This is a genomic window from Streptomyces sp. NPDC055749 (assembly GCF_053617235.1).
Window position 1 is genome coordinate 153,812 of sequence record NZ_JBSHFH010000002.1, and the last position, 22,911, is coordinate 176,722.

Consider the following 22,911-nt stretch of genomic DNA (forward strand, 5'->3'; position numbering starts at 1 on the left):
GTGCGCGTCAGGGGGCCAGTCTGGCCGCCCGCATGCGCAGGTAGCGGACCTCCGGTTCGCTGAGGGTGCGTGCGGCGGCCCGTCCGTAGGCGGCCCGCGCGCCCTCCGGGTCCCCCGCCCGCTCCAGCAGATGGGCCCGTACGGCATCCAGCCTGTGGTGGCCCGCCAATTGGTCCTCCAGCGCGTCGATCTCCGCGAGCCCGGCGCGTGGGCCGTGCACCATGGCGAAGGCCACCGCCCGGCCGAGCTGGGCCATGGGGTCGGCCGCGCGCCGGACGAGGACGTCGTACAGCGCGAGGATCTGCGGCCAGTCGGTGTCCTCGGCGCGCTCGGCCTCGTCGTGGAGTGCCGCGATCGCCGCCTGCACCTGGTACGCCCCCGCAGGCCCCTCGGACAGGGCCTCGGCCACCAGGGCGGTGCCCTCCGCGATCGCGTGGCGGTCCCAGCGGGTGCGGTCCTGCTCGTCCAGCGGAACCAGCTCGCCGTGCGGGCCGGTGCGGGCAGCGCTGCGGGCCTCGGTGAGCAGCATGAGGGCCAGCAGGCCCGTCACCCGGCCCTCCCGGGGCAGCAGCCCGCGTACGGCACGGGTCAGCCGGATCGCCTCGCGCGCGAGGTCCGCACGGTGCAGATCGCGGCCGGAGGTCGCCGTATAGCCCTCGTTGAAGATCAGGTAGAGCACCTGGAGTACGGCGGCGAGCCGCTGGTCACGGTCCTCGGGCACCGGATGACGGAACGGCGCGCCCCGCAGCTTCTGCTTCGCCCGGCTGATCCGCTGCGCCATGGTCGCCTCCGGCACCAGATGCGCGCGGGCGATCTCGGACGTGGTCAGACCGCCCACCGCACGCAGGGTCAGCGCGACCTGCGCCGCCGGGGACAGCGCGGGGTGGCAGCAGAGGAAGAGCAGGGTGAGGGTGTCGTCCTGGGACGGGGCGCGGCTCTCACCGGGCGGCGGGGCCGTGAAAGCGTCCCGGGGGGTGAGCGCGGCCGCCGTCTCCTCGCGCCGGTGGCGGGCCGATTCGCTGCGGAGCTGATCGGTCAGCCGCCGCGAGGCGGTCCTGATCAGCCAGCCGCGCGGATTGTCCGGCAGCCCCTGGACCGGCCACTGCTGAGCCGCCGCGAGCAGTGCCTCCTGTACGGCGTCCTCGGCCGCGTCGAAGTGTCCGTACCGCCGCACGAGCGCGCCGAGGACCTGCGGCGCGTGACGGCGCAGCAGGTCCTCGACCTGGGTCGTACTCACCTGGTCCCGCTCAGCACGGGTCGCCGGTCCCGCCCTGGATGGCGCGGATGACCACGGGGTACTCCGGAGCGCCCTCGGGCTGCGGGCACTGTGCGACGCGTGCGGCGATCTCGGTGACCCTGTCCAGGCTCTCGCAGTCGAGCACCCAGTACCCGGCGAGCACCTCCTTCGTCTCCCCGTACGGGCCGTCCGTGATCACCGGCCGGCCGTCGTCACCGATGCCTACGTGGCGGGTCTTCCCGGGTTCGGTCAGGCCCTGCCCGTCCACCAGTTCGCCGGACTCGGCGAGGTCGTCGTTGATCCCCTGCATGAACGAGAACATCGCCTGCAGTTCCTTCTCGCTCCAGGCCGGGCTCTGCGGAGACGCGTTGCCGCTCATTGCGTTGTAGTCGGCCTGTGAGCCCTGCACCATCACCAGGTACTTCATGATCTTGCTCCCTCGGCTGGCGTGCCGCCCCTTGTGGGCAACTCTCACAGGGGACGTCGGAACCGGGGGCGGGTTCTCGACACCGCGCGGAAGTTTTTTCCGAAATCACTCTCCGGCCGTGCGGCGGTGGGTCCGGCCGGCGGGCGGACAGGCCCCGGACAGTAGAGTTCGGCTGCGTCTTTCCCCGATCACCGAGGTACCGGCCTTGTCTTCCGCACCCTCCATACCGTCCGAACCATCCGCCCCGCAGTCATCGCGTGCCGTGAGCGTCGTGGGTATCGGTGCCGACGGATGGGCGGGCCTGCCGGACGCCTCGCGTACGGCGCTCACGGCGGCCGACGTCCTGATCGGCGGAGAACGCCAGCTCGCGCTTCTCCCGCCGTCCTGCGCCGGGCGGCGAGTGCCCTGGCCCTCGCCGCTGCGGCCGGCCGTCCCCGGGCTGCTCGCCGCGCACGCGGGACGCTCCGTCGCCGTACTGGCCAGCGGCGACCCCATGTTCTACGGCATCGGCCGCGCCCTCACCGAGGAGCTGGGGGCCGGGGTGCCGCGCATCCTGCCCCACCCGTCCTCGGTCTCCTACGCCTGCGCCCGGCTCGGCTGGCCGCTGGAGGACACCGAGGTCGTCACGCTCGTCGGCCGCCCGGCGGCCCGGCTGGCCGCCGCCCTCCACGAGGGGCGCAGGCTGCTCGTCCTGAGCGCCGACGCGGCCACGCCCGCCGCGGTGGCCGCCCTGCTGTGCGAACAGGGCTTCGGGCCCAGCCGGATGCGGGTGCTCGAACAGCTCGGCGGGGAGCGCGAAGCGTGCGCGGAGGGGATCGCGGAGACGTGGGGGCGTCCGGCGGGCGACCCGTTGAACGTCGTCGCGGTGGAGTGCCGGCGCGCACCGGATGCCCTGCGGCTCGGTGCCGTACCGGGGCTGCCCGACGAGGCGTACGAACACGACGGCCAGCTCACCAAGCGGCATGTGCGGGCCGCGACGCTCGGCGCCCTCGCGCCCGCCCCCGGTGAACTCCTCTGGGACATCGGCGGCGGCTCGGGATCGATCGCCGTCGAGTGGATGCGGACCGCGCCGTCCTGCCGGGCGGTCAGCGTGGAACGCGACCCGGAGCGGGCCCTGCGCATCGCGCGCAACGCGGACCGGCTCGGGGTCCCCGGACTGCGGGTCGTCACCGGCCGGGCGCCGGCCGCTCTCGCCGGACTCCCCGTGCCCGACGCCGTGTTCATCGGCGGCGGGCTCACCGTCCCCGGCCTGCTCGACGCCTGCTGGGACGCGCTGCCCGCCGGTGGCCGGCTGGTCGCCAACACGGTCACCCTCGAATCCGAGGCGCTGCTCGCCGAGCGGTACCGGGCGCACGGCGGCGAGCTGGTGCGCCTGGCGGTGGCCCACGCCGTTCCGGTCGGCGGCTTCACCGGCTGGCGCCAGGCCATGCCCGTAACCCAGTGGTCCGTACGCAAACCCTCATCCGTACGCACAGCTTCAGGAGACAAGACATGACCGTGTACTTCATCGGCGCGGGCCCCGGTGCGGCCGACCTGATCACGGTGCGCGGCGCGCGCATACTCGCCGCCAGCCCCGTCTGTCTGTACGCGGGCAGCCTCGTGCCGCGCGAACTGCTCGACGACTGCCCGGCGGGCGCCCGCCTCGTGGACACCGCGCAGCTCGACATCGAGCAGATCACCGACGAGCTGGTGCGGGCGCACGGGGAGGGGCACGACGTGGCGCGGCTGCACTCGGGCGACCCGTCGGTCTTCAGCGCGGTCAACGAGCAGATGCGGCGGCTCGACGAGGCGGACGTGCCGTACGAAGTGGTGCCCGGGGTGCCCGCGTTCGCCGCGGCGGCTGCGGCGCTCAAGCGGGAACTGACCGTGCCGACGGTCGGCCAGACGGTGATCCTCACCCGGATCGCGCAGCGGGCGACCGCGATGCCGGAGGGCGAGGACCTGGCGACGCTCGGCCGCAGCGGCGCGCTGATCGTGCTGCACCTGGCGGCGCGGTACGTGGACCGGGTGGTCGAGGAACTGCTGCCGCACTACGGGGCCGACTGCCCTGCCGCGGTGGTCGCGATGGCGTCCCGGCCGGACGAGCTGATCCTGCGGGGGTCCCTGGACTCCATCGCGGAGCAGGTCAAGGCGGCGGGGGTGATCCGGACCGCGGTGATCATGGTGGGCCGTACGTTGGGGGCGGAGCAGTTCCGGGACAGCCACCTGTACTCGCCGGAGCGTGACCGGCACGTGTGCTGAGGCCCGGGGCTCCGGCTCCGGTCACCGCACACCGCTGCGTCCCACCACCGTCCCCGCGCGGTCGATGCAGATGACGTCCACGGCCACCGGCGCGCCGCGCAGTACCGACAGAGCCTGATCGCGCGCCGCCACCGCGACCAGGTCGCCCAGGGGGACGCCGGCCGCCGCGCACAGCTGGAGCGCAGCCAGGCCCGTGTTCGCGGTGGCGATTTCCGCCGCCAGGGAATCGTCCGCGCCGCCCGTCCGCGCCAGCTCCGCGAGGAACGGCTTGTCGACCTGGGAGCGGGCCGAGTGCAGGTCGAGATGGCCCGCGGCGAGCTTCGACAGCTTCGCGAACCCGCCGCACACCGTGAGCCGGTCCACCGGGTGCCTGCGTACGTACTTGAGGACCGCGCCCGCGAAGTCGCCCATGTCCAGGAGGGCGATCTCCGGCAGCCCGTACTCGGCCACCACGGTCTTCTCCGATGTCGAGCCGGTGCACCCCGCCACATGGGTGTGGCCTGCGGCCCGGGCCACGTCCACCCCGCGGCGGATCGAGTCGATCCAGGCCGAGCAGGAGTACGGGACCACGATGCCGGTCGTCCCCAGGATCGACAGGCCGCCCAGGATGCCGAGGCGCGGATTCCAGGTGGAGCGTGCGATCTCCTCGCCGTGGTCGACGGAGACGGTGATCTCGACGTCGCCGGAGCCGCCGTGCTCCGCCGCCACGCGTGCCATGTGGTCGCGCATCATCTGCCGGGGGACGGGGTTGACCGCCGGTTCCCCCACGTCGAGGGGCAGCCCCGGCAGGGTGATCGTGCCCACGCCGGGGCCGGCCCGGAACACGACACCGGCGCCCGGCTCCAGGCGGCGCACGGTGGCCCGTACCAGCGCCCCGTGCGTCACGTCCGGGTCGTCGCCCGCGTCCTTGACCACCCCGGCCATCGCCGTGTCGGCGGACAGTTCCTCCACCGCCAGGGCGAAGGCGGGTGTCTGGCCCCTGGGCAGTGTGATCGTCACCGGATCGGGGAAGTCGCCGGTCAGCAGCGCCGTGTACGCGGCCGTGGCCGCGGCGGTCGCGCAGGCACCGGTCGTCCATCCGGGGCGCAGGCCGGTGTGTTTGAGTTGGGCGCTGCGCCCGCCCTTCGCCTCGCCGCTGGTGTCACCGCTGGTGGCACTGCTCGTGCCGGCGCTCGTGTCACTGCTCGTGTCACTGCCCTTGTCACTGCTCATGGATGGACCGTCCGATGCCTCTGCATGTACTCGTGCTCGGCGGCACGACGGAAGCCCGCCGTCTCGCCGGGACACTGGTGGACACCCTGCCCGCCGGGGCCCGGGTGACCAGCTCGCTCGCGGGCCGCGTGGCCCGTCCCGCGCTCCCGCCCGGCGAGGTGCGGATCGGCGGCTTCGGCGGGGCCGACGGGCTGGCCGAGTGGCTGCGGGCGCACCAGGTGGATGCCCTCATCGACGCCACCCATCCTTTCGCCGGGACGATCAGTTTCAACGCGGCCTCGGCCGCCGCCGCAGTCCATGTTCCCCTGCTGGCGCTCCGTCGGCCCGGGTGGGTGCCGGGGGAAGGCGACCGCTGGCACTCGGCCGGGTCCCTGGCCGGGGCGGCGGAGCTGCTCCCCGCACTGGGCGGGCGGGTCTTCCTCACGACGGGGCGGATGGGGCTCGCCGCCTTCGCGGGGCTGGACGAGCTGTGGTTCCTGATGCGTTCGGTGGACGCCCCCGACGCGCCGTACCCCCCGCGGATGGAGGTCCTGCTCGACCGGGGGCCGTTCACGCTCGACGGGGAGCGGGAGCTGATCCGCCGCCACCGCGTCGACGTCGTCGTCACGAAGGACAGCGGCGGCGACGCGACCGCCCCCAAGCTCACCGCCGCCCGTGAGGCCGGAATCCCGGTGATCGTGGTGCGGCGGCCACCGGTACCCGAGGGGGTGCCGGTGGCCGGTACGCCTGAGCAGGCCGTGGAGTGGCTGCGGGGCCTTGCGGGGTACGGGGGCTAGGACAGGCCCTAGGCCTCCGGGTAGCGCCTCGGCGTCCAGACGATCTGCTGCCCGTCGCCGCGCCGTACCCACTGGGTCTGCGAGGAACCGACGATGAGGATCGTCCGCATGTCGACCTCGTCCGGGTCGAGATCGGCAAGACGTACCGTACGGACGCTCTCCGCCGGACCGCCGACATCACGGCCCAGCACCACGGGCGTGTCCGGGGAGCGGTGTTCCAGCAGCAGGTCGCGGGCCTTGCCCACCTGCCAGGTTCGGGAGCGTGAACCGGGGTTGTACAGCGCCATCACGAGGTCGGCCGAGGCCGCCGCGCGCAGCCGTTCCGCGATGACCTCCCACGGCTTCAGGCGGTCGGAGAGCGAGATCGTGGCGTAATCGTGGCCCAGCGGGGCGCCCGCGCGGGCGGCGGCTGCGTTGGCCGCGGTCACGCCGGGCAGCACCCGTACCGCGATGTCCTTGTACAGGTCCTGCGACGCCACCTCCAGCACCGCCGTCGCCATGGCGAAGACGCCCGGGTCGCCGCCCGACACCACGGCCACGCGCCGACCGCGGCCGGCCAGGTCGAGGGCGAACTCGGCGCGCTCCGACTCGACCTTGTTGTCCGAGCCGTGGCGCGACTGGCCCGGCCGGACCGGGACCCGGTCCAGGTACGTCGTGTAGCCGACGATGTCGTCGGCTGCGGCCAGCGCGCCGCGTGTCTCGGGCGTCAGCCACAGCGGTCCGGCGGGGCCCGTGCCTACGACGACGACCTCGCCGGAGCCGGGCTCGCGCTCGGGGCGGGGTGCGTCGATACGGCTGGGCAGCACCGCGACCGCGAAGTACGGCACCGAGGCGGGGTCCGTGTCCGCGAGCTCGCCGGTGCGCTCGCCGGCCATCGTCGCCCGCTCGACGTACCGCGCCTCGGGCAGCCGCCCGGACGCCTCGAAGGCGCGGCGGACGGCGGGGAACGTACGGCCCAGCTTCATCACCACCGCGGAGTCGGTGGCCGCCAGACGTGCCGTCAGCTCCTCCTCGGGCAGGGTGCCGGGCAGGATCGTCAGCACCTCCTCGCCCTCGACGAGCGGGGTCTTGAGGCGGGCGGCGGCGGCGCTGACGGAGGTGACGCCGGGGATGACCTCGGTCTCGTAACGGTCCGCGAGCCGCTTGTGCATGTGCATGTACGAGCCGTAGAACAGCGGGTCGCCCTCGGCGAGCACGGCGACGGTGAGCCCGGCGTCGAGATGCACCGCGAGGCGGGCCGCCGCCTCGGTGTAGAACTCCTCCAACGCGCCCCGGTAGCCGCCCGGGTGGTCCGTGGTCTCCGTGGTGACGGGGTAGACCAGCGCCTCTTCGATGTGGTCGGCGCGGATGTGCTCGGCCGCGATGGAGCGGGCGATCGAGCGGCCGTGGCGTGCGCTGTGGTACGCGACGACGTCGGCCTCGGCGATGACCTGGACGGCCCGGAGGGTCATCAGGGACGGGTCACCGGGGCCGAGGCCCACGCCGTACAGGCGGCCCGTGGTCTGCGTGTTGTTCTGCTCGCTCACGCTTACTCTTCCTCGCTGGCGATGGCGTTGACTGCCGCCGCCGCGATCGCGCTGCCGCCGCGACGGCCGCGCACGATCAGGTGCTCCAGGCCGGACGGGTGGGCGGCCAGGGCGTCCTTGGACTCGGCGGCTCCGATGAAGCCGACCGGCATGCCTATGACGGCCGCGGGGCGCGGGGCGCCCTCCTCGATCATCTCCAGCAGCCGGAAGAGGGCGGTGGGGGCGTTGCCGACGGCGACGACGGCGCCCTCCATGTGGTCGCGCCACAGCTCCAGGGCGGCTGCGCTGCGGGTGGTGCCCAGCTTCGCCGCGAGGTCCGGCACGGCCGGGTCGGACAGGGTGCAGATCACTTCGTTGTCCGCGGGCAGCCGCTTGCGGGTGACGCCGCTGGCGACCATGGCCACGTCGCAGAGGATCGGTGCGCCCGAGCGCAGCGCGGCACGGGCGTGCGCCACGGCGTCCGGGGAGAAGGCGAGATCGCGTACGAGGTCGACCATGCCGCAGGCGTGGATCATGCGGACGGCGACCTGGCTCACGTCGGCGGGCAGCCCTGCCAGATCCGCCTCGGCGCGGATGGTGGCGAAGGACTGGCGGTAGATCGCCGGTCCGTCCTTCTCGTACTGATGCACAGTGCCTTCGCTTTCTCTGTCGGGGTTATGACGGATGGTCATGTGGTGGTGCCGCGGGCCGTTGCCACCGTGGTGGCGAGGGAGGTCGTGCCGGGCGGGACGGTCACGGGGTCGTGCGGGTGGCCTTCCCTCACGACGGTGATGCGGTGGCCGCCGTCGGGGGTGGCGACCACGTCGACCCACTCCCCGTGCGGGTGGCCGCACCGGCGTTCGCACCCGGACCAGTAGACGGGCAGCCGTCCCGGCGGGCGTCCGGGCGTGCCGATGGTGGCTGCCGCGTCGGCGCGCACGTCGGCCAGCGACTTGGCGCAGCCGGGGCGGCCGATGCAGGCGCCCACTCCGGTCCAGGGGGAGGCGTCGCCGGTGATCAGTCCGGCCGCGTCGAGGGCGGCGAGCAGTTCGGGGGCGCGGTGTTCGGGGGCGCCGGGCACGATGATGCCGCGCCAGGGGGTGAGCCGTAGTTCGCCGGTGCCGGTGTGGGCGGTCGTGATGAGCTGCCGCCACTGAACAGGGGTGAGGCGGCCGAGTGGTACGCCTACGGAGAGCGCGACGGTGGCGTGCGGGCCGGGGGGTACGGGGCCGGGGGGCGGGGGGTGGGCTTCTGTTCGGGCCACCCTGGCGGTCTCGACGGTTCCGACGGTCCCGGTGAGCTGGTGTGCGATGCGGGCCGGGAGTGCGGTGCGGGTGTCGTCGGGCAGGTCCTTGACGCGCCAGGCTCCGGAGGCCTCGGCTGCGTCCAGGAAGGTTTCGGCGGCGAGGAGGGCTGCGACGGGGGCGGCGTCGGCGGTGGGCAGTCGTAGGACGGTGTCGCTGTCGCCGATCCGCAGCAGGGCGGTTCCGCCGGCCGCGATCAGGGTCACATCGGCGCCGAGGGCGTCGACGTCGCAGTGGCCGTCGTCGAGGGCGAAGAGGAAGCGGCCGGAGAGGGCGGTCGCGCGGTCGCTGCGGCAGAGCAGCCGGTCCAGTTCGGTGAGCCAGGGGCGGATGTCCGGCAGCTCGCGGTCGTCGAGGCCGGAGAGCGGGGACGCGACGATGTTGCGTACGCGTTCGTGGCGTTCGGAGGGCAGGAGTCCGGCGCTGCCGAGCACCTGGGCGAGCTCCGTGCCGCAGTCCGGGGCGAGGCCGCGGAGCTGGACGTTGCCGCGTGAGGTGAGGTGCAGGTCACCGTCGCCGAGTCGTTCGGCCGCCGCGTGCAGGGCCTCCGCCTGAGCGGCGGTCAGGACGCCGCCGGGTATCCGGACCCGGGCGAGGGCGCCGTCGTCCGCGCGGTGCAGCCGCAGTGTGCCGGGGCAGGCATCACCACTGCTCCGGGCACAGGCGGCGCCCTGGGACCGGGGCGAAAGGGCGGATGCGGACATGGCGGCGAGCATACCGACCATCACACCGGCGTCGGCCGGGCCCGGTGCGATGGCCGGGACCGGACGCTGAACGGCTCGCAATGTCCGGTGGGTGGGGTCGGGGGCCCTCCGGGGTGTCTCCTCGGAACGGGCGCGGCACCCGGATCGTCGACGAGACCGGTACGTACGCCCGCTCCTGCGGGGACCCCCCTGCACGCCCCCTCCGCCCGCTCCGGCGCCAACGGCCAGAGCGGGCGGAGGGCCGGGATGACGTGGACGGGCCGGGTTCCGGCACTGCACCGGCACCACACCTCCCAAGACGAACACCCCAGCCATTTTTCCGGCCATGCTCCGCGCCATCTCAGCCCGTTGACCGGCATCCCTCGGACTGTCGACCGGCACCCTCCAGCCCGTTGACCGGCCCGCCCCCAGCCCGTGGACCGGCCCACCCTCAGCGCGTTGACCGGTCCACCCCTCAGCCCGTCCGGCGTTTGAGGACGGAACCCGGCTGGTGGTCCGGGTCCACCAAACCTGCCCGTTGACCGGCATCCCCCAGCCCGTGGACCCGCACCCCTCAGCCCGTCCGGCGTTTGAGGACGGAACCCGGCAGGTGGTTCTGGCCAACCAAACCGGCCCGGGGACACCGCACCAGCCCGTCCGGCGAGGACAAGATCCTGGCCGCCCCACCCGCCCGCGCACCCCGCCGCCTAGGATGCACACGGCGGTCCGCACGGGCCGCCATCGCCAGACGGCGACAGGGGAGGAAGCCCGGTGAGATTCCGGCGCGGTCCCGCCACTGTGAGCCCGGCCGAGTGCGTCGGCCGGGCGAGTCAGGAACTCCCTTTCCCCACATGCCCGGTTCAGTCCGGGCAGGGGAACCCGATACCGACACCGCCCGGGGCGTGGACACCCCGAGGAAGGCCTGACGCAGCATGATCCTGCTTCTGTCGACGTCCGACACCGACCTGCTGAGCGCCCGCGCATCGGAAGGCCCGGTCAGCTACCGGTACGCCAACCCTTCCCGGCTCCCGCTCGACGGCCTCCCTCAGCTCCTCGACGGCGTGGACCTCGTCGTCGTCCGCCTGCTCGGCGGCGTACGCGCCTGGCAGGACGGCCTCGACCAGCTGCTCGCCACCGGCCGCCCCGTCGTGGTGCTCACCGGCGAACAGGCGCCCGACGCCCAGCTGATGGCCGCCTCCACCGTCCCGATCGGGATCGCCGCCGAGGCGCACGCCTACCTCGCGCACGGCGGCCCCGCCAACCTCGCGCAGCTGGGCCGGTTCCTGTCCGACACCGTCCTGCTCACCGGGCACGGCTTCGACCCGCCCGCCCCGGCCCCGGCCTGGGGCCCGCTGGAGCGGACCGCGCGGCAGGCCGACGAGGCCGCGCCCACCATCGCGGTGCTCTACTACCGCGCCCATCACATGAGCGGGAACACCGCGTTCATCGACGACCTCTGCTCGGCCGTGGAGGACGCCGGGGCCCGCGCCCTGCCGTTGTACGTCGCCTCGCTGCGTACCCCGGAGCCCGAGCTCATCGACGAACTCCGCGCCGCGGACGCCATCGTGACCACCGTCCTCGCGGCGGGCGGCACCCGGCCCGCCGAGGCATCGGCGGGCGGCGACGACGAGTCGTGGGACGCGGGCGCGCTGACCGGTCTCGACGTACCGATCCTCCAGGCGCTGTGTCTGACCGGTTCGCGCAGCGACTGGGAGGACAACGACGAGGGCGTCTCCCCGCTGGACGCCGCGAGCCAGATCGCGGTCCCCGAGTTCGACGGCCGGCTGATCACCGTGCCGTTCTCGTTCAAGGAGATCGACGAGGACGGCCTGCCCGCGTACGTCGCCGACGCCGAGCGTGCGGCGAGGGTCGCCGGCATCGCTGTACGGCACGCCCGGCTCCGCCATATCCCGGCCGCCGAGAAGCGGATCGCGCTCGTCCTCTCCGCGTACCCGACCAAGCACTCCCGTATCGGCAACGCCGTCGGTCTCGACACCCCCGCCAGCGCCGTCGCGCTCCTGCGCAGGCTGAGGGAGGAGGGATACGACTTCGGTCCCGAGGAGGAGATCCCGGGTCTGGTCTCGGGCGATGGCGATGAGTTGATCTACGCGCTGATCGAGGCCGGCGGCCACGACCAGGAGTGGCTGACCGAGGAGCAGCTGGCCCGCAACCCGGTCCGCATTCCGGCGGCCGACTACCGCCGTTGGTTCGCCACGCTGCCGGCCGAGCTCCGTGAGGCCGTCGAGCAGCACTGGGGCCCGGCGCCCGGCGAGATGTTCGTGGACCGGTCCAGCAATCCCGAGGGCGACATCGTGCTCGCGGCGCTGCGCCGCGGCAATCTGCTTATCCTGATCCAGCCGCCCCGTGGTTTCGGCGAGAACCCGATCGCGATCTACCACGATCCTGATCTGCCGCCCTCGCACCACTACCTGGCCGCGTACCGCTGGATCGCCGCATCCGCCGAGGACAACGGGTTCGGCGCCGACGCCATGATCCACCTCGGCAAGCACGGCAACCTGGAGTGGCTGCCCGGCAAGAATGCCGGTCTGTCCGCTGCTTGTGGCCCGGATGCCGCTCTGGGCGATCTGCCGCTGGTGTATCCGTTCCTGGTGAACGACCCGGGCGAGGGTACGCAGGCCAAGCGCCGGGTTCACGCGACCCTGGTCGACCACCTCGTACCGCCGATGGCCCGCGCCGACAGCTACGGCGACATAGCCCGGCTGGAACAACTCCTCGACGAGCACGCCCAGATCGCGGCGATGGACCCGGCGAAGCTCCCGGCGATCCGTGCGCAGATCTGGACCCTCATCCAGGCCGCGAAGCTCGACCACGACCTGGGGCTCGAAGACCGGCCCGAGGACGAGGGCTTCGACGAGTTCATCATGCATCTCGACGGCTGGCTCTGTGAGATCAAGGACGTCCAGATCCGCGACGGTCTGCACGTGCTGGGCGGCGCCCCGACCGGCAAGGAACGCGTCAACCTGGTCCTGGCGATCCTGCGCGCACGCCAGATCTGGGGCGGTACGGCTTCGCTGCCCGGCCTGCGCGAGGCCCTCGGCCTCGACGAGTCGGCCGCCACCCGCACCGCCGCCGACGAGATCGAGGAGCAGGCGCGTGGCCTGGTCCAGGCGATGGAGGACGCGGGCTGGGACCCGGCCGCCGTCGAGGCCGTGGCCGCCGGGCGGGCACAGGCGGTCGCCGACATCCTCGACTTCGCCGCCCGCGAGGTCGTGCCGCGCCTCGCAGCGACGACCGACGAACTCGACCACACCGTGCACGCGTTGAACGGTGGCTTCGTCCCCGCCGGTCCTTCCGGGTCCCCGCTGCGTGGTCTGGTCAACGTCCTGCCGACCGGCCGCAACTTCTACTCCGTCGACCCGAAGGCCGTCCCTTCCAAGCTGGCTTGGGAGACCGGTCAGGCGCTTGCCGACTCGCTGCTCGAGCGCTACCGCAACGACAACGGCGACTGGCCCACCTCGGTCGGTCTGTCGCTGTGGGGTACGAGTGCGATGCGGACCGCCGGCGACGACATCGCCGAGGCGTTCGCGTTGCTCGGGATCCGTCCGGTCTGGGACGACGCCTCGCGCCGGGTAACGGGGCTCGAAGCGATTCCGTACGAGGAGCTGGGGCGGCCGCGCATCGATGTGACGCTGCGGATCTCCGGGTTCTTCCGGGACGCGTTCCCGCACACCATCGGGCTGCTCGACGACGCGGTGCGGCTGGCCGCCTCGCTCGACGAGCCCGCCGAGCGCAACTACGTACGCGCGCACACCCAGGCCGACCTGGCCGAGCACGGCGACGAGCGGCGCGCCACCACCCGTATCTTCGGCTCACGCCCCGGTACGTACGGCGCCGGTCTGCTCCAGCTCATCGACTCCCGGGACTGGCGTACGGACGCCGATCTCGCCGAGGTCTACACGGTGTGGGGCGGGTACGCCTACGGGCGCGAACTGGACGGCCGTCCGGCCCGGGACGAGATGGAGACCGCGTACAAGCGCATCGAGGTCGCGGCGAAGAACACCGACACCCGTGAGCACGACATCGCGGACTCGGACGACTACTTCCAGTACCACGGCGGCATGGTCGCCACGGTCCGTGCGCTGAAGGGCACCGCCCCGGAGGCGTACATCGGCGACTCGACCCGTCCCGAGACGGTCCGGACGCGGACGCTGGTCGAGGAGACCTCGCGTGTCTTCCGGGCGCGGGTGGTCAACCCCAAGTGGATCGAGGCGATGCGCCGCCACGGGTACAAGGGGGCGTTCGAGCTGGCCGCGACGGTCGACTACCTCTTCGGGTACGACGCCACGACGGGCGTGGTCGCCGACTGGATGTACGACAAGCTCACCGAGACGTACGTCCTGGACCCGACGAACCGCGAGTTCCTCCAGCAGGCCAACCCCTGGGCGCTGCACGGCATCGCGGAACGCCTCCTGGAGGCCGAGTCCCGCGGGATGTGGGCCAAGCCCGACCCGGCGGTACTCGAAGCCCTGCGCAAGGTCTTCCTGGAGACGGAAGGCGATCTGGAGGGCGAGGACTAGGGCCACACCCTTCGTACCGTCACACCCGCCGCCGCCAGCGCGTCGGTCTCGTCCTCCGGGGCCGTCGCGTCGGTGACGACGGCGTGCAGTGCGGCAGCCGGGGCGACGAACGCCAGCGCGGTACGGGAGAGCTTGGCGGCCTCCGCGACAGCGATGACGCGGCGGGCCGAGGCGATCGCGGTGCGCTTCACGGCGGCGTCGTCCAGGTCGTACGCGGTGAGGCCGTCGGCCGCGGTCAGCCCGCAGCAGCCGATCACGGCGGTGTCGAAGCGCAGGGCGGCCAGTGACGCCGTGGTCAGCGGGCCGGTGAGCGTGAGTTCGCCCGGCCGCGGTTTGCCGCCGGGCACCAGCAGGGTCAGCTGCTCCGCTCCGGTCAGTGCGTTCACCGCGTGGAGGGACAGCGGCATCACGGTCAGCCGACGGTGCTCCAGCGCGCGGGCCACCTCAAGGCAGGTGGTGCCGCTGTCCAGCACGACGGACTCGCCGTCGGCGATCAGCCCGGCCACCTCGGCGGCGATGCGCCGCTTGGTCTCTGTCCCCTCCTGCGCGCGCAGGGCGAAGGGCGGTTCCTCGCCGCGCAGCAGCAGGCTTCTCGCGCCGCCTCGGTAACGCTCCAGGACGCCCTGGGCGGCCAGCGCCTCCAGGTCGCGGCGGATGGTCATCTCCGAGGCGCCGGTGAGTGCGGCCAGTTCCGCGACGCCGATCCGGCCCGCGGTGCGCACGGCATCGGTGATCTGCCTCAGTCGATCTGTGCTCGCTGTGCTCGACATGGCGTTATTGAACATTGTTGTTGTTTGAAGTGCAAGCTTTCGAACATCGTAGATGTTCGTTATGTTCGTAGCCATGGATAAAGCGCTGCGGGGTGGCCGGCTGGCCACCTTCGCCTACTTCGCCCTGAACGGCTTCCTCATGGGGATGTGGATCGTCCACATCCCCGCCATCGAGGACCGCGCCGGGATCAGTCATGCCGTGCTCGGCTGGCTCCTGCTGCTGCTCGGAGCGGGCGCCTTCGTCGGCATGCAGCTCGTCGGACCGCTCACCGACCGCTTCGGGCCCCGCACCGTCGTACCGGCCGGCGCGGCGCTGTGCAGCGCGACCCTGGTCCTGCCGGGGCTGGCGACGAACGCCTGGACGCTAGGGGCGGCGCTGCTGTTGCTCGGGTTCGGCAACGGCTGTCTGGACGTCAGCATGAACGCGCACGCGGTCCAGGTCGAGCGTGGTTACGGGCGGCCCGTCATGTCGGCCTTCCACGCCACGTTCTCGATCGGCGGGGTGCTGGCGGCGCTGGTCGGCGCCCGCGCGCTCGGCTGGAATCTGAGCCCGGTGGTGACGCTCGGCACGATGGCGGTCCTGGGTCTTCTCGTCGCCGTACTGGCCGCCCCCGCGCTGCTGCGGCCCGAGCCCGTGAGCGATGCCGTTGCGGAGAGCGGGGAGATCAGGCGCGGCGGGACGCCCCGGCGCATCTGGATGCTGGCGGCGCTCGCGCTGATGCTCATGCTCTGCGAAGGGGTGGCCAACGACTGGAGCGTGCTCCACCTGCGCGACGTCCTGGACGCGCCCGCCGCCACGGCCGCGCTCGCCTACGGGGCCTTCGCCACGGCCATGACCGTCGGACGGCTGCTCGCCGACCGGGTGGCCGCTCGTTTCGGAGCGGTGGCTGTCCTGCGTCACGGTTCGGCGGTTGCCGCTGCCGGGCTGACGGTGGCCGCGCTCTCGCCCTGGATCCCGCTGGCCCTGGCCGGGTGGACCGTGTTCGGGATCGGCCTCTCCGGCTGCATCCCCCAGCTCTTCAGCGCCGCGGGCCACGCCGACCAGGACGCCGCCGGAGCCAACGTCTCGCGTGTCGCCGGGCTCGGCTACATCGGCATGCTCGCCGGGCCCGCCGTCATCGGCCCGCTGACCCACTTCGTACCGCTCAACCTGACGTTCTTCCTGCCCGTGGCGTTCTGCGTGGTCGCCGCCTGCACGGCCGGCCCGCTGCTCAACGGCACCGGCCCCCGGGCGGAGCGCTCGGGGGCCGGGATCAGAGCCTGATACGTCAGTTGGCGTTCACCAGGTCGTGCGCGGGCACCTTCACCGTGCGGGCACCCGGCGTGCCTCCCAGGACAACCTTGCGCAGGGCGCTGTTGTTCTTGAGGCTGGTCTCCTTGAGCCGCTTCTCCGGGTTGGCCAGCACCTGGATGTAGTAGGTGCCGTTCGCCAGACCGGTGATGTCGAAGGACTGACCGGGAAGGTCCTGCGTGTAGGTGTCGCCGGAGCCCACGTCGAGCACCTCACGTACGGAGATCGAGTTCTCCTGGCCGCACGCGGTGGACAGGTCGGTGTTGTACGGGTGCCAGTTGGCGTTCTTCACCGTGTAGTCGACGGCGTCGGTGTTGGCCAGGCAGAACGCCTCCTTGCCGCTGCGCACCGTCTCCTTCTTGTCCGCCTTCAGCAGCCGGTAGCTGGCGAAGTCGGTGAAGTGCCAGTGCTCGTGGCCCGGGCGCGGGTCCCACTCCATGGTGCCGGTCGGTGTGTAGCCGACCTGCTTGCCCTTGGCGTCGTAGAAGTACTGATAGGCGTCCATCTTCTTCTTGCCGGGGGAGCGGAAGCCGTCCACCACCAGCTGTGCGGGGCCCGCGTTCCATACGTTGGCGCTGAAGGCCATGTAGTCCTTGCCCTTCGGCGCGCCATCACCACCGTCGCTGATGGTGATGCCGTAGGCGGGCAGCGAACGGAGGTCGGGCTTCGGCACGTCCGGCACGGTCGCCTTGCCGGCCGGCCGCTTGGCCAGGGGGCTCAGCGCGGGCGCCTTCCGCGAACCGTCGGTCTGACCGGTCCGGTCGCCCACCGCCGTCGCCCGGAAGCCGGTCTGCTTCTTGACCGCCCACGGGAGGGCGGGCGGCGCCGGGGTGTGCGGGCCGTGACCCACGTTGTAGGAGGGACTCGCCCCGCTCGTCAGGGCAGCGGGGGCGGGCGTGCGCATCGGTGCGCCGTGACCGGCGTGGCCGGACATGTGCGAGCCGTGGCTCTTGGCCGCCGCCGTGCCCGAGTCCTCCTCGTAACTGCGCTCGCGCACGGTCACCTTGACGGTCTGCGGCTTGTTCGCGATGCCGAACAGGTCGCGGTAGCGCTTGGTCACCGCCACCTTGGCCGTGTACTTGCCCGGCTTCAGCGCGACCGGGGCCGATTCGTAGCCCGCGTACGTGTTGGACGCCCAGCCGTTCTCGACACCCCACACCGAGCCCAGCGTGAAGGGGTTGCCGGGGCAGCTCTCGGGATACTTCGACTTGGCCGGCGCGTCGGGACGTACCCGTCCGGACGCGTTGTTCGGGCAGAACGCTTCCTTCTTGTTCGCCACGGTCTTGCCGGCCGCGTCGGTGAGGGTGACCTGGATGAAGTCCGGCAGCCCCGAGAAGTTCTTCACCGTGCCCGTGGGAAGGACCTTGGTCCGGGTCTTCTTCCCCTCACGGATGATCTGGGTGGCGACGACCGGGTCCTTGTAGGACTTTCGGGTCACCTTGAGTTCGAGCGGCCCGTTCTCGGCGGTGAGGTACGTACCGAGGTCCAGGTAGACGCCGGGGTCTTCCTTCCACGAGTCGAGGGTCACCGATGTGGAGGCGGCGATCAGGCTGAGCTTCGGTGTCGGCTGTGCACTGGCGCCGTCGGGCGCGGCGGCCACGACTCCGGCGGTAACGGTGATGGCAGCGGCGGCGGCGATGGTCGGTCGCCACAGACGAGCCTTCTGGGATGTGGTCATTGTTCCCCGTTTCTCCGTTCTTCGCGCGTGCTCCGCCTGCCTGCCGGCAGCGGAACTGTGTCCCTTCTGTGAGAGTCGGTGGACCGCGCCGCAGGTTGTCTGTGGACCCGCGAGTCACCCATCGTTGGCTGAAAAGCGCGTCACGGAGGGTGAATCAAGCCGTAGTTGCCCTGTCTCCGGCCTGTCGGCGGCTCGGGTGTAGTAGGGCGAGGACCGGGCCGATGGCCAGGATCACGGCGAGTGCCGCGAAGCCGAAGGTCAGGGTGGTGAAGGTGGCCACCGCCGCGACGAGGAGCGGGCCGCCCGCATCGCCGAGTTCGCGGCCGAGTTCGGCCGAGCCCATGGTCTGGCCGAGGCGGTCGGCGGGGGTGGACGCGGCCAGGGCGGCGAAGCCGAGCGGGGTGATCAGTCCGGTGCCCGCGCCGATCAGCGCCGCGCCGGACAGTACGCCGAACAGGCCGGGCAGCATGGCGCATCCGAGCCCGGCGGCGGTGAGCAGGAGTCCGGCGGCCAGGCCGGTACGGGTGGTGAGGCGCCCGGCGTCCAGGGCCCGCCCGGCGGCCGGCTGGACGACGGCGGCGCAGGCGGCGAGCACGGAGACGGCGGCGCCTGTGGCCACGGTGCCGAGTCCGGCGGCGGCGCCCGAGACGGGCAGGAACCCGACGCCTACGGAGAGCGCGGCGGTCGCCCCTGCGAGGGCGGCGGTCGGGGCGAGGAACGTACGGGAGGTGAGCCGCCCGGCCAGGTCGAGCACCGTCTGTCGCTTGCGGGGCAGCGGAGGCACCGCGGGCACGGCCAGCGCGGCCCAGACCGCGACGGCCACACCGAGCACCGCCATCACCGTGAAGAGCAGGCGCAGCCCGCCCGCCCAGACCAGGACACCGCCGAGCAGCGGGCCCAGGGTGTAGCCGATGGACTTGTGGAATCCGTAACTGCCGAACGCCCGGCCGTGCTTGGCGGCCGGGTTGAGCCGGGCGACCAGGGCGGAGGCCGAGGGCGAGAAGGCGGAAGCGGCGGCGCCCTGGCCCAGGCGGGCGGCCCACAGCCAGCCGGGGCTGTCCGCGATCGCGTAGAGCGCCGAGGCGGCGGCGAAGGCGATGAGCCCGCCGAGCAGGACGGGCCGGGCGCCGACGCGGTCGGCGAGAGTGCCGAAGACGGGCTTGAGCAGCACCTCGGCCCCGTCGTACAGGGCGAGCAGTCCGCCCAGGACGAGCAGCGAGGTGACCGCGTCGTCGGAGAAGCCGCCGAGGTTGGCGGCGATGCCGTGGGCACCGAACGCGGTGGTGAACCCGGCAGCGTACAAAGGCCACATGTGCTTGCCGGGTGCCGGGCGGCGTGCAGTCGTGTCCGTCATCGCCCGTCCTCCCCCTCCCCTTCGCTCCGGTGCAGGGCGGCGAACACGCGCTCCGCGTAGTCCTCGCAGACGGCCACGCACCGCTTCAGCCGCTCGGCGGCCTCACCGGCCTGCGGCGCGCCGAATACGTCGCGCGCCGTCAGGTCCCGGTGCCAGCGCCGCAGTCGCTCCAGGCTCTGTTCCTCCTCCTCCAGTTCGGCGAGGGTGAACTTGGCGATCCGGATCTCCTTGGCGATCTCCGCGTCGAACTTCCCGCAGTCCGCGAGGAACTCCGTCCAGTCCTCGGAGCGTGCGGCGGTGAACAGGGCCTCGAAACGCGCCGCGTCCTCGGGCCCGCGTCCGGCTGCCTGGAGCGTCACGGCCTGACCTTCGGCCCGCTCGGTCAGCTCGACCGCCCGCCGCACGCCGTCGGCGAAGACCGGCACGTCCGGTACGGCCCAGACGCCCTGGCCCAGCGACAGGGCCCCGACCTTCCGGAGCTCGCGCCAGACCGCCACCCGATGCCGGGACGGCTCGGCGGGCAGCTTGATCACGAGGACCAGCCACTGTGTTCCCGCTTGGTTGTTCGTCACGCCGGGAAATGTAGCAGGCGTTACATTCATATGTGGGGCGGCCTGCTCCGCGCTTTACTGAGCACGTCAAGTGCGTGATGCCGGCCCGTCGTTGGGTGGGCTGCGGCACAGGGGAGGTTGGAGCGTTGAGAGTTTCCGTGCTCGGTCCGGTGCGGGCCTGGTCCGACGACGCCACGCCGGTCGACCTGGGCGGCGTACGGCTGCGCATGCTGCTGGCCAGGCTCGCCGTCGAGGCGGGCCGCCCGGTTTCCGTCGACTCGCTCGTGGACGGACTGTGGGGTGCGCGGCCACCTGCGGACGCGGTCAACGCGCTTCAAGCCCTGGTGTCCCGGCTGCGCAAGGCCCTGCGCGGCGTGGGAACGCTCGACTCCGCGGCGGGTGGCTACCGGCTGTCGGTGCGCGCCGAGGACGTGGACGCGTACCGCTTCGAGGAACTGGCCGGTGAGGGCAGGAGAGAGCTGGCGGCAGGCCGGTGCAAGGAGGCGGCCTCCGTCCTCGATACGGCGCTCGAGCTGTGGCAGGGCGCGGCGCTGGCCGATGTGCTGGAGGCGCCGTTCGCCCAGGTGGCCACCGCGAGGCTGGACGATCTGCGGGCCGGCGCCGCCGAGGACCGCTTCGACGCGGAACTGCGGCTCGGCCGGCATGCCGACGTACTGGCCGATCTGGAGGCGGCGGGCGCGGAACGCCCGCTGAGCGAGCGGCTGGCCGGGCTGCGGATGCGCGCCCTGGCCGCGGCGGGACGCCAGTCCGACGCGCTGGCCGTGTACGAGGAGATGCGGGGCAGACTGGGCGAGGACCTTGGTGTCGACCCCTCGGCCGGACTTCGGGAGATCCATCTCGCCCTGCTGCGGGGTGAGTTGGAGCAGCGGGCCGCGGTGAACGACTCCGTACCCAATCAGCTCCCGGCAAGGCTCACCAGCTTCGTGGGCCGGGACGCCGAGCTGGACAGGCTCGCCGGGCTGATGGCCGTCTCCCGGCTGGTCACCCTCGTGGGGCCCGGTGGTGCGGGCAAGACGAGGCTCTCCCTCGAAGCGGTGACCCGGCACCGGGCGTACCGGCGCGGCCGGGTCTGGTTCGTGCCGCTGGCAGGCGTGGGCACATCGGACCAGCTGGCCGACGCGGTGCACGCGGCTCTCGGCTCCTGGGACCTGCGGGGCCCCGACGGCGGGCCCACGCACCCGGCCACCCCGGTCGACCGGGTGACCGAGGTGCTCGACGTCGGCGAGGCCGTGCTCGTACTGGACAACTGCGAGCACCTCGTCGAGGCCGCCGCGGAGCTCACGTACCAACTGCTCGACCGGCTACCGCACTTGAGGGTTCTTGCCACCAGCAGGGAGCCGCTCGCCATCACAGGGGAGGCGCTCTGCCACCTCGGCCCCCTCGGTGTGCCCACGGGGACACCGGAGCCGGCCGACGCGGCCGGTTCTGCGGCGGTGCGGCTGTTCATCGACCGGGCCGCCGGTGTCCGGCCGGACTTCGTACTCGACGAGTCCACCGTCGATGCCGTGGTGGAGATCTGCCGACGGCTCGACGGGATGCCGCTGGCCCTGGAGCTGGCGGCGGCCAGGCTGCGTTCGATGAGTGTCCAGCAGATCGCGCGGCGGCTCGACGACCGGTTCCGGCTGCTGACCTCGGGGAGCAGGACCGCGCTGCCGCGCCAGCGCACCCTGCTCGCCGTCGTCGAGTGGAGCTGGGATCTGCTGGGCGAGCCCGAGCGGGTACTGGCGCGGAGGCTGTCGGCCTTCCCCGGCGGGGCGACGCTCGCCGCGCTGGAGGTGGTCTGCGCCGACGCGGCACTGCCTGCCGGGGACGTGCTGTACGTACTCGGCTCGCTGGTCGAGAAGTCCCTGGTCGAAGCGGACGACGGCTCGGGTGGGGACGAGCCGCGGTACCGGATGCTGGAGACCGTGCGCGCGTACGCCGCCGCGCAGCTCGTCCGGGCCGGAGACAGCGTCTCGGCGCCGTTCGCTGCGTACTTCCTCGCGCTGGCCGAGGAGCACGAGCCGGGTCTGCGCACCGGTGAACAGCTGCGCTCGATGGCGCTCTTCGACACGGAGCACGACAACCTGGTCTCCGCGCTGCGGGCGGCCGTCGAGGCCGGGGACGCGCCCCTGGCGTCCCGGTTCGTGGGCGCGATGTTCTGGTACTGGGGGATCAGGGGGATGAGCACGCAGTTCGAGACGTTCCTGGCCGACGTGCTCCGCTTCGGCGACGCCCTGCCCGACCGGGCGCGCGCCGCCTTCGCGGTGGTGCGGTTGATGGCGGGCAGCCAGGTCGACGCGTCCGTCCCGGTGCGCGCGCTGATCGAGGAGTGCGAGCGGGCCGGTGCGGCGGAGTTCCATCCGTCGCTGCCGCTGTGGCTCCCCCTGCTCGGGTTCTCCTCGGGCGACGCCGGCCTCGGGGAACGCCTGCTCCGGAGTTCGCTGGACGCGCCGGACCCCTGGGTGCGGGCCGCCGCGCACTGGGCGCGCGACTCCGTCCTCACCGGGCGGGGCGAACAGCCCGCCGGTGCCCACGCGCGCCGTGAGGCGCTGCGCGGCTTCGAGGTGGTCGGCGACCGCTGGGGCCTGGGCATCGCCCTGCTCGCCGTCGGCCGGGACCATTCGCTGAGGGGCGAGCACGAGGAGGCCGTCGCCGCCTTCGAGCGGGCCGTCACGATCAGTTGCGAACTCGGCGTGGAGGACGACATCTTCAGCAGTCGTGCCGCGCTCGCGACGGAGCGGATGCGCGGCGGCGACCTGGACGGCGCCCTGCGGGACATTCACGCCGCGCAGCGCCAGGCCAAGGAGCGGGGCTATCGGCGCATGGAGGCCGAAATGCTGTTCAGCCTCGCCGAACTGCACCGCAGGTCGGGGGAGTTGGCTCAGTCCGACCAGACCCTCGACCGGCTGGACACGCTCGTCGGCCGGCTGGCACTTCCCGAGGAGATGGCCCGGGACCGGATCGCAGCCGCCCGGATGGCGAACCGGCTCGCGGAGGGTGCGGCGGCGCGGGCGCGCGAGCTGCTCCCGAGGGCCCTGCGCGGCGCCTTCGCCCGGGGCGAAGCCGCGGACATCGCCCAGGCCGCGGAACTTCTCGCCGGGCTGCTCCTGCTGGAGGGCGACCTCGGCGGGGCTGCCACGGCGTTGGGTACGAGTCAGGTTGTCCGAGGAGTATCCGATGAGGGTGACTCGCAACTGCGCGAACTGGTCGCCGAGTTGACGGAGCGACTCGGGAAGGCCGGGTACTACGAGGCGTACGGCAGGGGCGCGGGGCTGCCGAGGCAGGACGCGCTGAACCGGCTGACCGAGGAGTCCGGTCAGCCGGTGGCGTAGGAGAGCGTG

At 72.8% G+C, this 22,911-nt stretch carries 16 protein-coding genes and 1 riboswitch; of the genes, 6 read left to right on the forward strand and 10 right to left on the reverse strand.

Annotated elements, in window-relative coordinates:
- Positions 1-7: 7 nt before the first annotated feature.
- Positions 8-1,237 (reverse strand): RNA polymerase sigma factor, encoded by a 1,230-nt coding sequence (locus ACWGO0_RS02520; RefSeq protein WP_453526791.1) that lies wholly within the window; start codon positions 1,235-1,237, stop codon positions 8-10.
- Between the two features lie 10 nt (positions 1,238-1,247).
- Positions 1,248-1,664, reverse strand: a complete 417-nt coding sequence (locus ACWGO0_RS02525) for a YciI family protein (protein ID WP_453526794.1) — start codon at positions 1,662-1,664, stop codon at positions 1,248-1,250.
- 205 nt (positions 1,665-1,869) lie between these two features.
- Between ACWGO0_RS02525 and cbiE the strand changes: the two genes are divergently transcribed.
- Together cbiE and cobM are read left to right on the forward strand one after the other, a co-directional pair.
- A complete protein-coding gene (cbiE, locus tag ACWGO0_RS02530; protein ID WP_453526797.1) occupies positions 1,870-3,159 on the forward strand; it encodes a precorrin-6y C5,15-methyltransferase (decarboxylating) subunit CbiE in 1,290 nt (429 codons plus the stop codon).
- Positions 3,156-3,905, forward strand: coding sequence for a precorrin-4 C(11)-methyltransferase (gene cobM / locus ACWGO0_RS02535; RefSeq protein WP_453526800.1), 750 nt, complete (start codon positions 3,156-3,158; stop codon positions 3,903-3,905). Before cbiE ends, cobM begins: the two co-directional genes overlap by 4 nt.
- 21 nt (positions 3,906-3,926) lie before the next feature.
- Here cobM and ACWGO0_RS02540 read toward each other — a convergent pair whose 3' ends face one another.
- Positions 3,927-5,117 (reverse strand): cobalt-precorrin-5B (C(1))-methyltransferase, encoded by a 1,191-nt coding sequence (locus ACWGO0_RS02540; protein WP_453526803.1) that lies wholly within the window; start codon positions 5,115-5,117, stop codon positions 3,927-3,929.
- 20 nt (positions 5,118-5,137) lie between these two features.
- Between ACWGO0_RS02540 and ACWGO0_RS02545 the strand changes: the two genes are divergently transcribed.
- On the forward strand, positions 5,138-5,893 hold the full coding sequence (locus tag ACWGO0_RS02545; RefSeq protein WP_453527027.1) for a cobalt-precorrin-6A reductase: 756 nt from the start codon (positions 5,138-5,140) through the stop codon (positions 5,891-5,893).
- An 8-nt stretch (positions 5,894-5,901) separates the two neighbouring features.
- Here ACWGO0_RS02545 and ACWGO0_RS02550 read toward each other — a convergent pair whose 3' ends face one another.
- The 3 genes from ACWGO0_RS02550 to cobG are packed head-to-tail and all read right to left on the reverse strand — an operon-like array spanning position 5,902 to position 9,418.
- Positions 5,902-7,419 carry a precorrin-2 C(20)-methyltransferase gene (locus ACWGO0_RS02550; RefSeq protein WP_453526806.1) on the reverse strand — a complete coding sequence of 506 codons (1,518 nt, stop codon included), beginning with the start codon at positions 7,417-7,419 and terminating at the stop codon, positions 5,902-5,904.
- Between the two features lie 2 nt (positions 7,420-7,421).
- Positions 7,422-8,048, reverse strand: a complete 627-nt coding sequence (locus ACWGO0_RS02555) for a precorrin-8X methylmutase (RefSeq protein WP_453526809.1) — start codon at positions 8,046-8,048, stop codon at positions 7,422-7,424.
- Between the two features lie 38 nt (positions 8,049-8,086).
- Positions 8,087-9,418, reverse strand: a complete 1,332-nt coding sequence (gene cobG, locus ACWGO0_RS02560) for a precorrin-3B synthase (RefSeq protein WP_453527030.1) — start codon at positions 9,416-9,418, stop codon at positions 8,087-8,089.
- A gap of 727 nt (positions 9,419-10,145) precedes the next feature.
- Positions 10,146-10,225, forward strand: a riboswitch (cobalamin riboswitch).
- Positions 10,226-10,317: 92 nt separating this feature from the next.
- On the opposite strand from cobG, the gene cobN reads away from it, so the two are divergent.
- The gene (cobN, locus tag ACWGO0_RS02565) at positions 10,318-13,923 is read left to right on the forward strand and encodes a cobaltochelatase subunit CobN (protein WP_453526812.1); all 3,606 of its coding nucleotides are present in this window, start codon (positions 10,318-10,320) and stop codon (positions 13,921-13,923) included.
- Here the strand turns inward: cobN and ACWGO0_RS02570 are convergent.
- Positions 13,920-14,693 carry a DeoR/GlpR family DNA-binding transcription regulator gene (locus ACWGO0_RS02570; RefSeq protein ID WP_453526815.1) on the reverse strand — a complete coding sequence of 258 codons (774 nt, stop codon included), beginning with the start codon at positions 14,691-14,693 and terminating at the stop codon, positions 13,920-13,922. The genes cobN and ACWGO0_RS02570 overlap by 4 nt on opposite strands.
- A 73-nt stretch (positions 14,694-14,766) precedes the next feature.
- On the opposite strand from ACWGO0_RS02570, the gene ACWGO0_RS02575 reads away from it, so the two are divergent.
- Positions 14,767-15,957 (forward strand): MFS transporter, encoded by a 1,191-nt coding sequence (locus ACWGO0_RS02575; protein ID WP_453526818.1) that lies wholly within the window; start codon positions 14,767-14,769, stop codon positions 15,955-15,957.
- Positions 15,958-15,961: 4 nt separating this feature from the next.
- Here ACWGO0_RS02575 and ACWGO0_RS02580 read toward each other — a convergent pair whose 3' ends face one another.
- From ACWGO0_RS02580 to ACWGO0_RS02590, 3 genes are all read right to left on the reverse strand, one after another.
- A complete protein-coding gene (locus tag ACWGO0_RS02580; protein WP_453526821.1) occupies positions 15,962-17,662 on the reverse strand; it encodes a lysyl oxidase family protein in 1,701 nt (566 codons plus the stop codon).
- A 154-nt stretch (positions 17,663-17,816) separates the two neighbouring features.
- Positions 17,817-19,016 (reverse strand): MFS transporter, encoded by a 1,200-nt coding sequence (locus ACWGO0_RS02585; RefSeq protein ID WP_453526824.1) that lies wholly within the window; start codon positions 19,014-19,016, stop codon positions 17,817-17,819.
- Entirely contained in the window at positions 19,013-19,618 is a 606-nt protein-coding gene (locus ACWGO0_RS02590) for a Chromate resistance protein ChrB (RefSeq protein WP_453526827.1), read from the reverse strand. Before ACWGO0_RS02590 ends, ACWGO0_RS02585 begins: the two co-directional genes overlap by 4 nt.
- Positions 19,619-19,713: 95 nt before the next feature.
- Between ACWGO0_RS02590 and ACWGO0_RS02595 the strand changes: the two genes are divergently transcribed.
- On the forward strand, positions 19,714-22,902 hold the full coding sequence (locus ACWGO0_RS02595) for a BTAD domain-containing putative transcriptional regulator (RefSeq protein WP_453526830.1): 3,189 nt from the start codon (positions 19,714-19,716) through the stop codon (positions 22,900-22,902).
- The last annotated feature ends 9 nt before the right edge of the window (positions 22,903-22,911 follow it).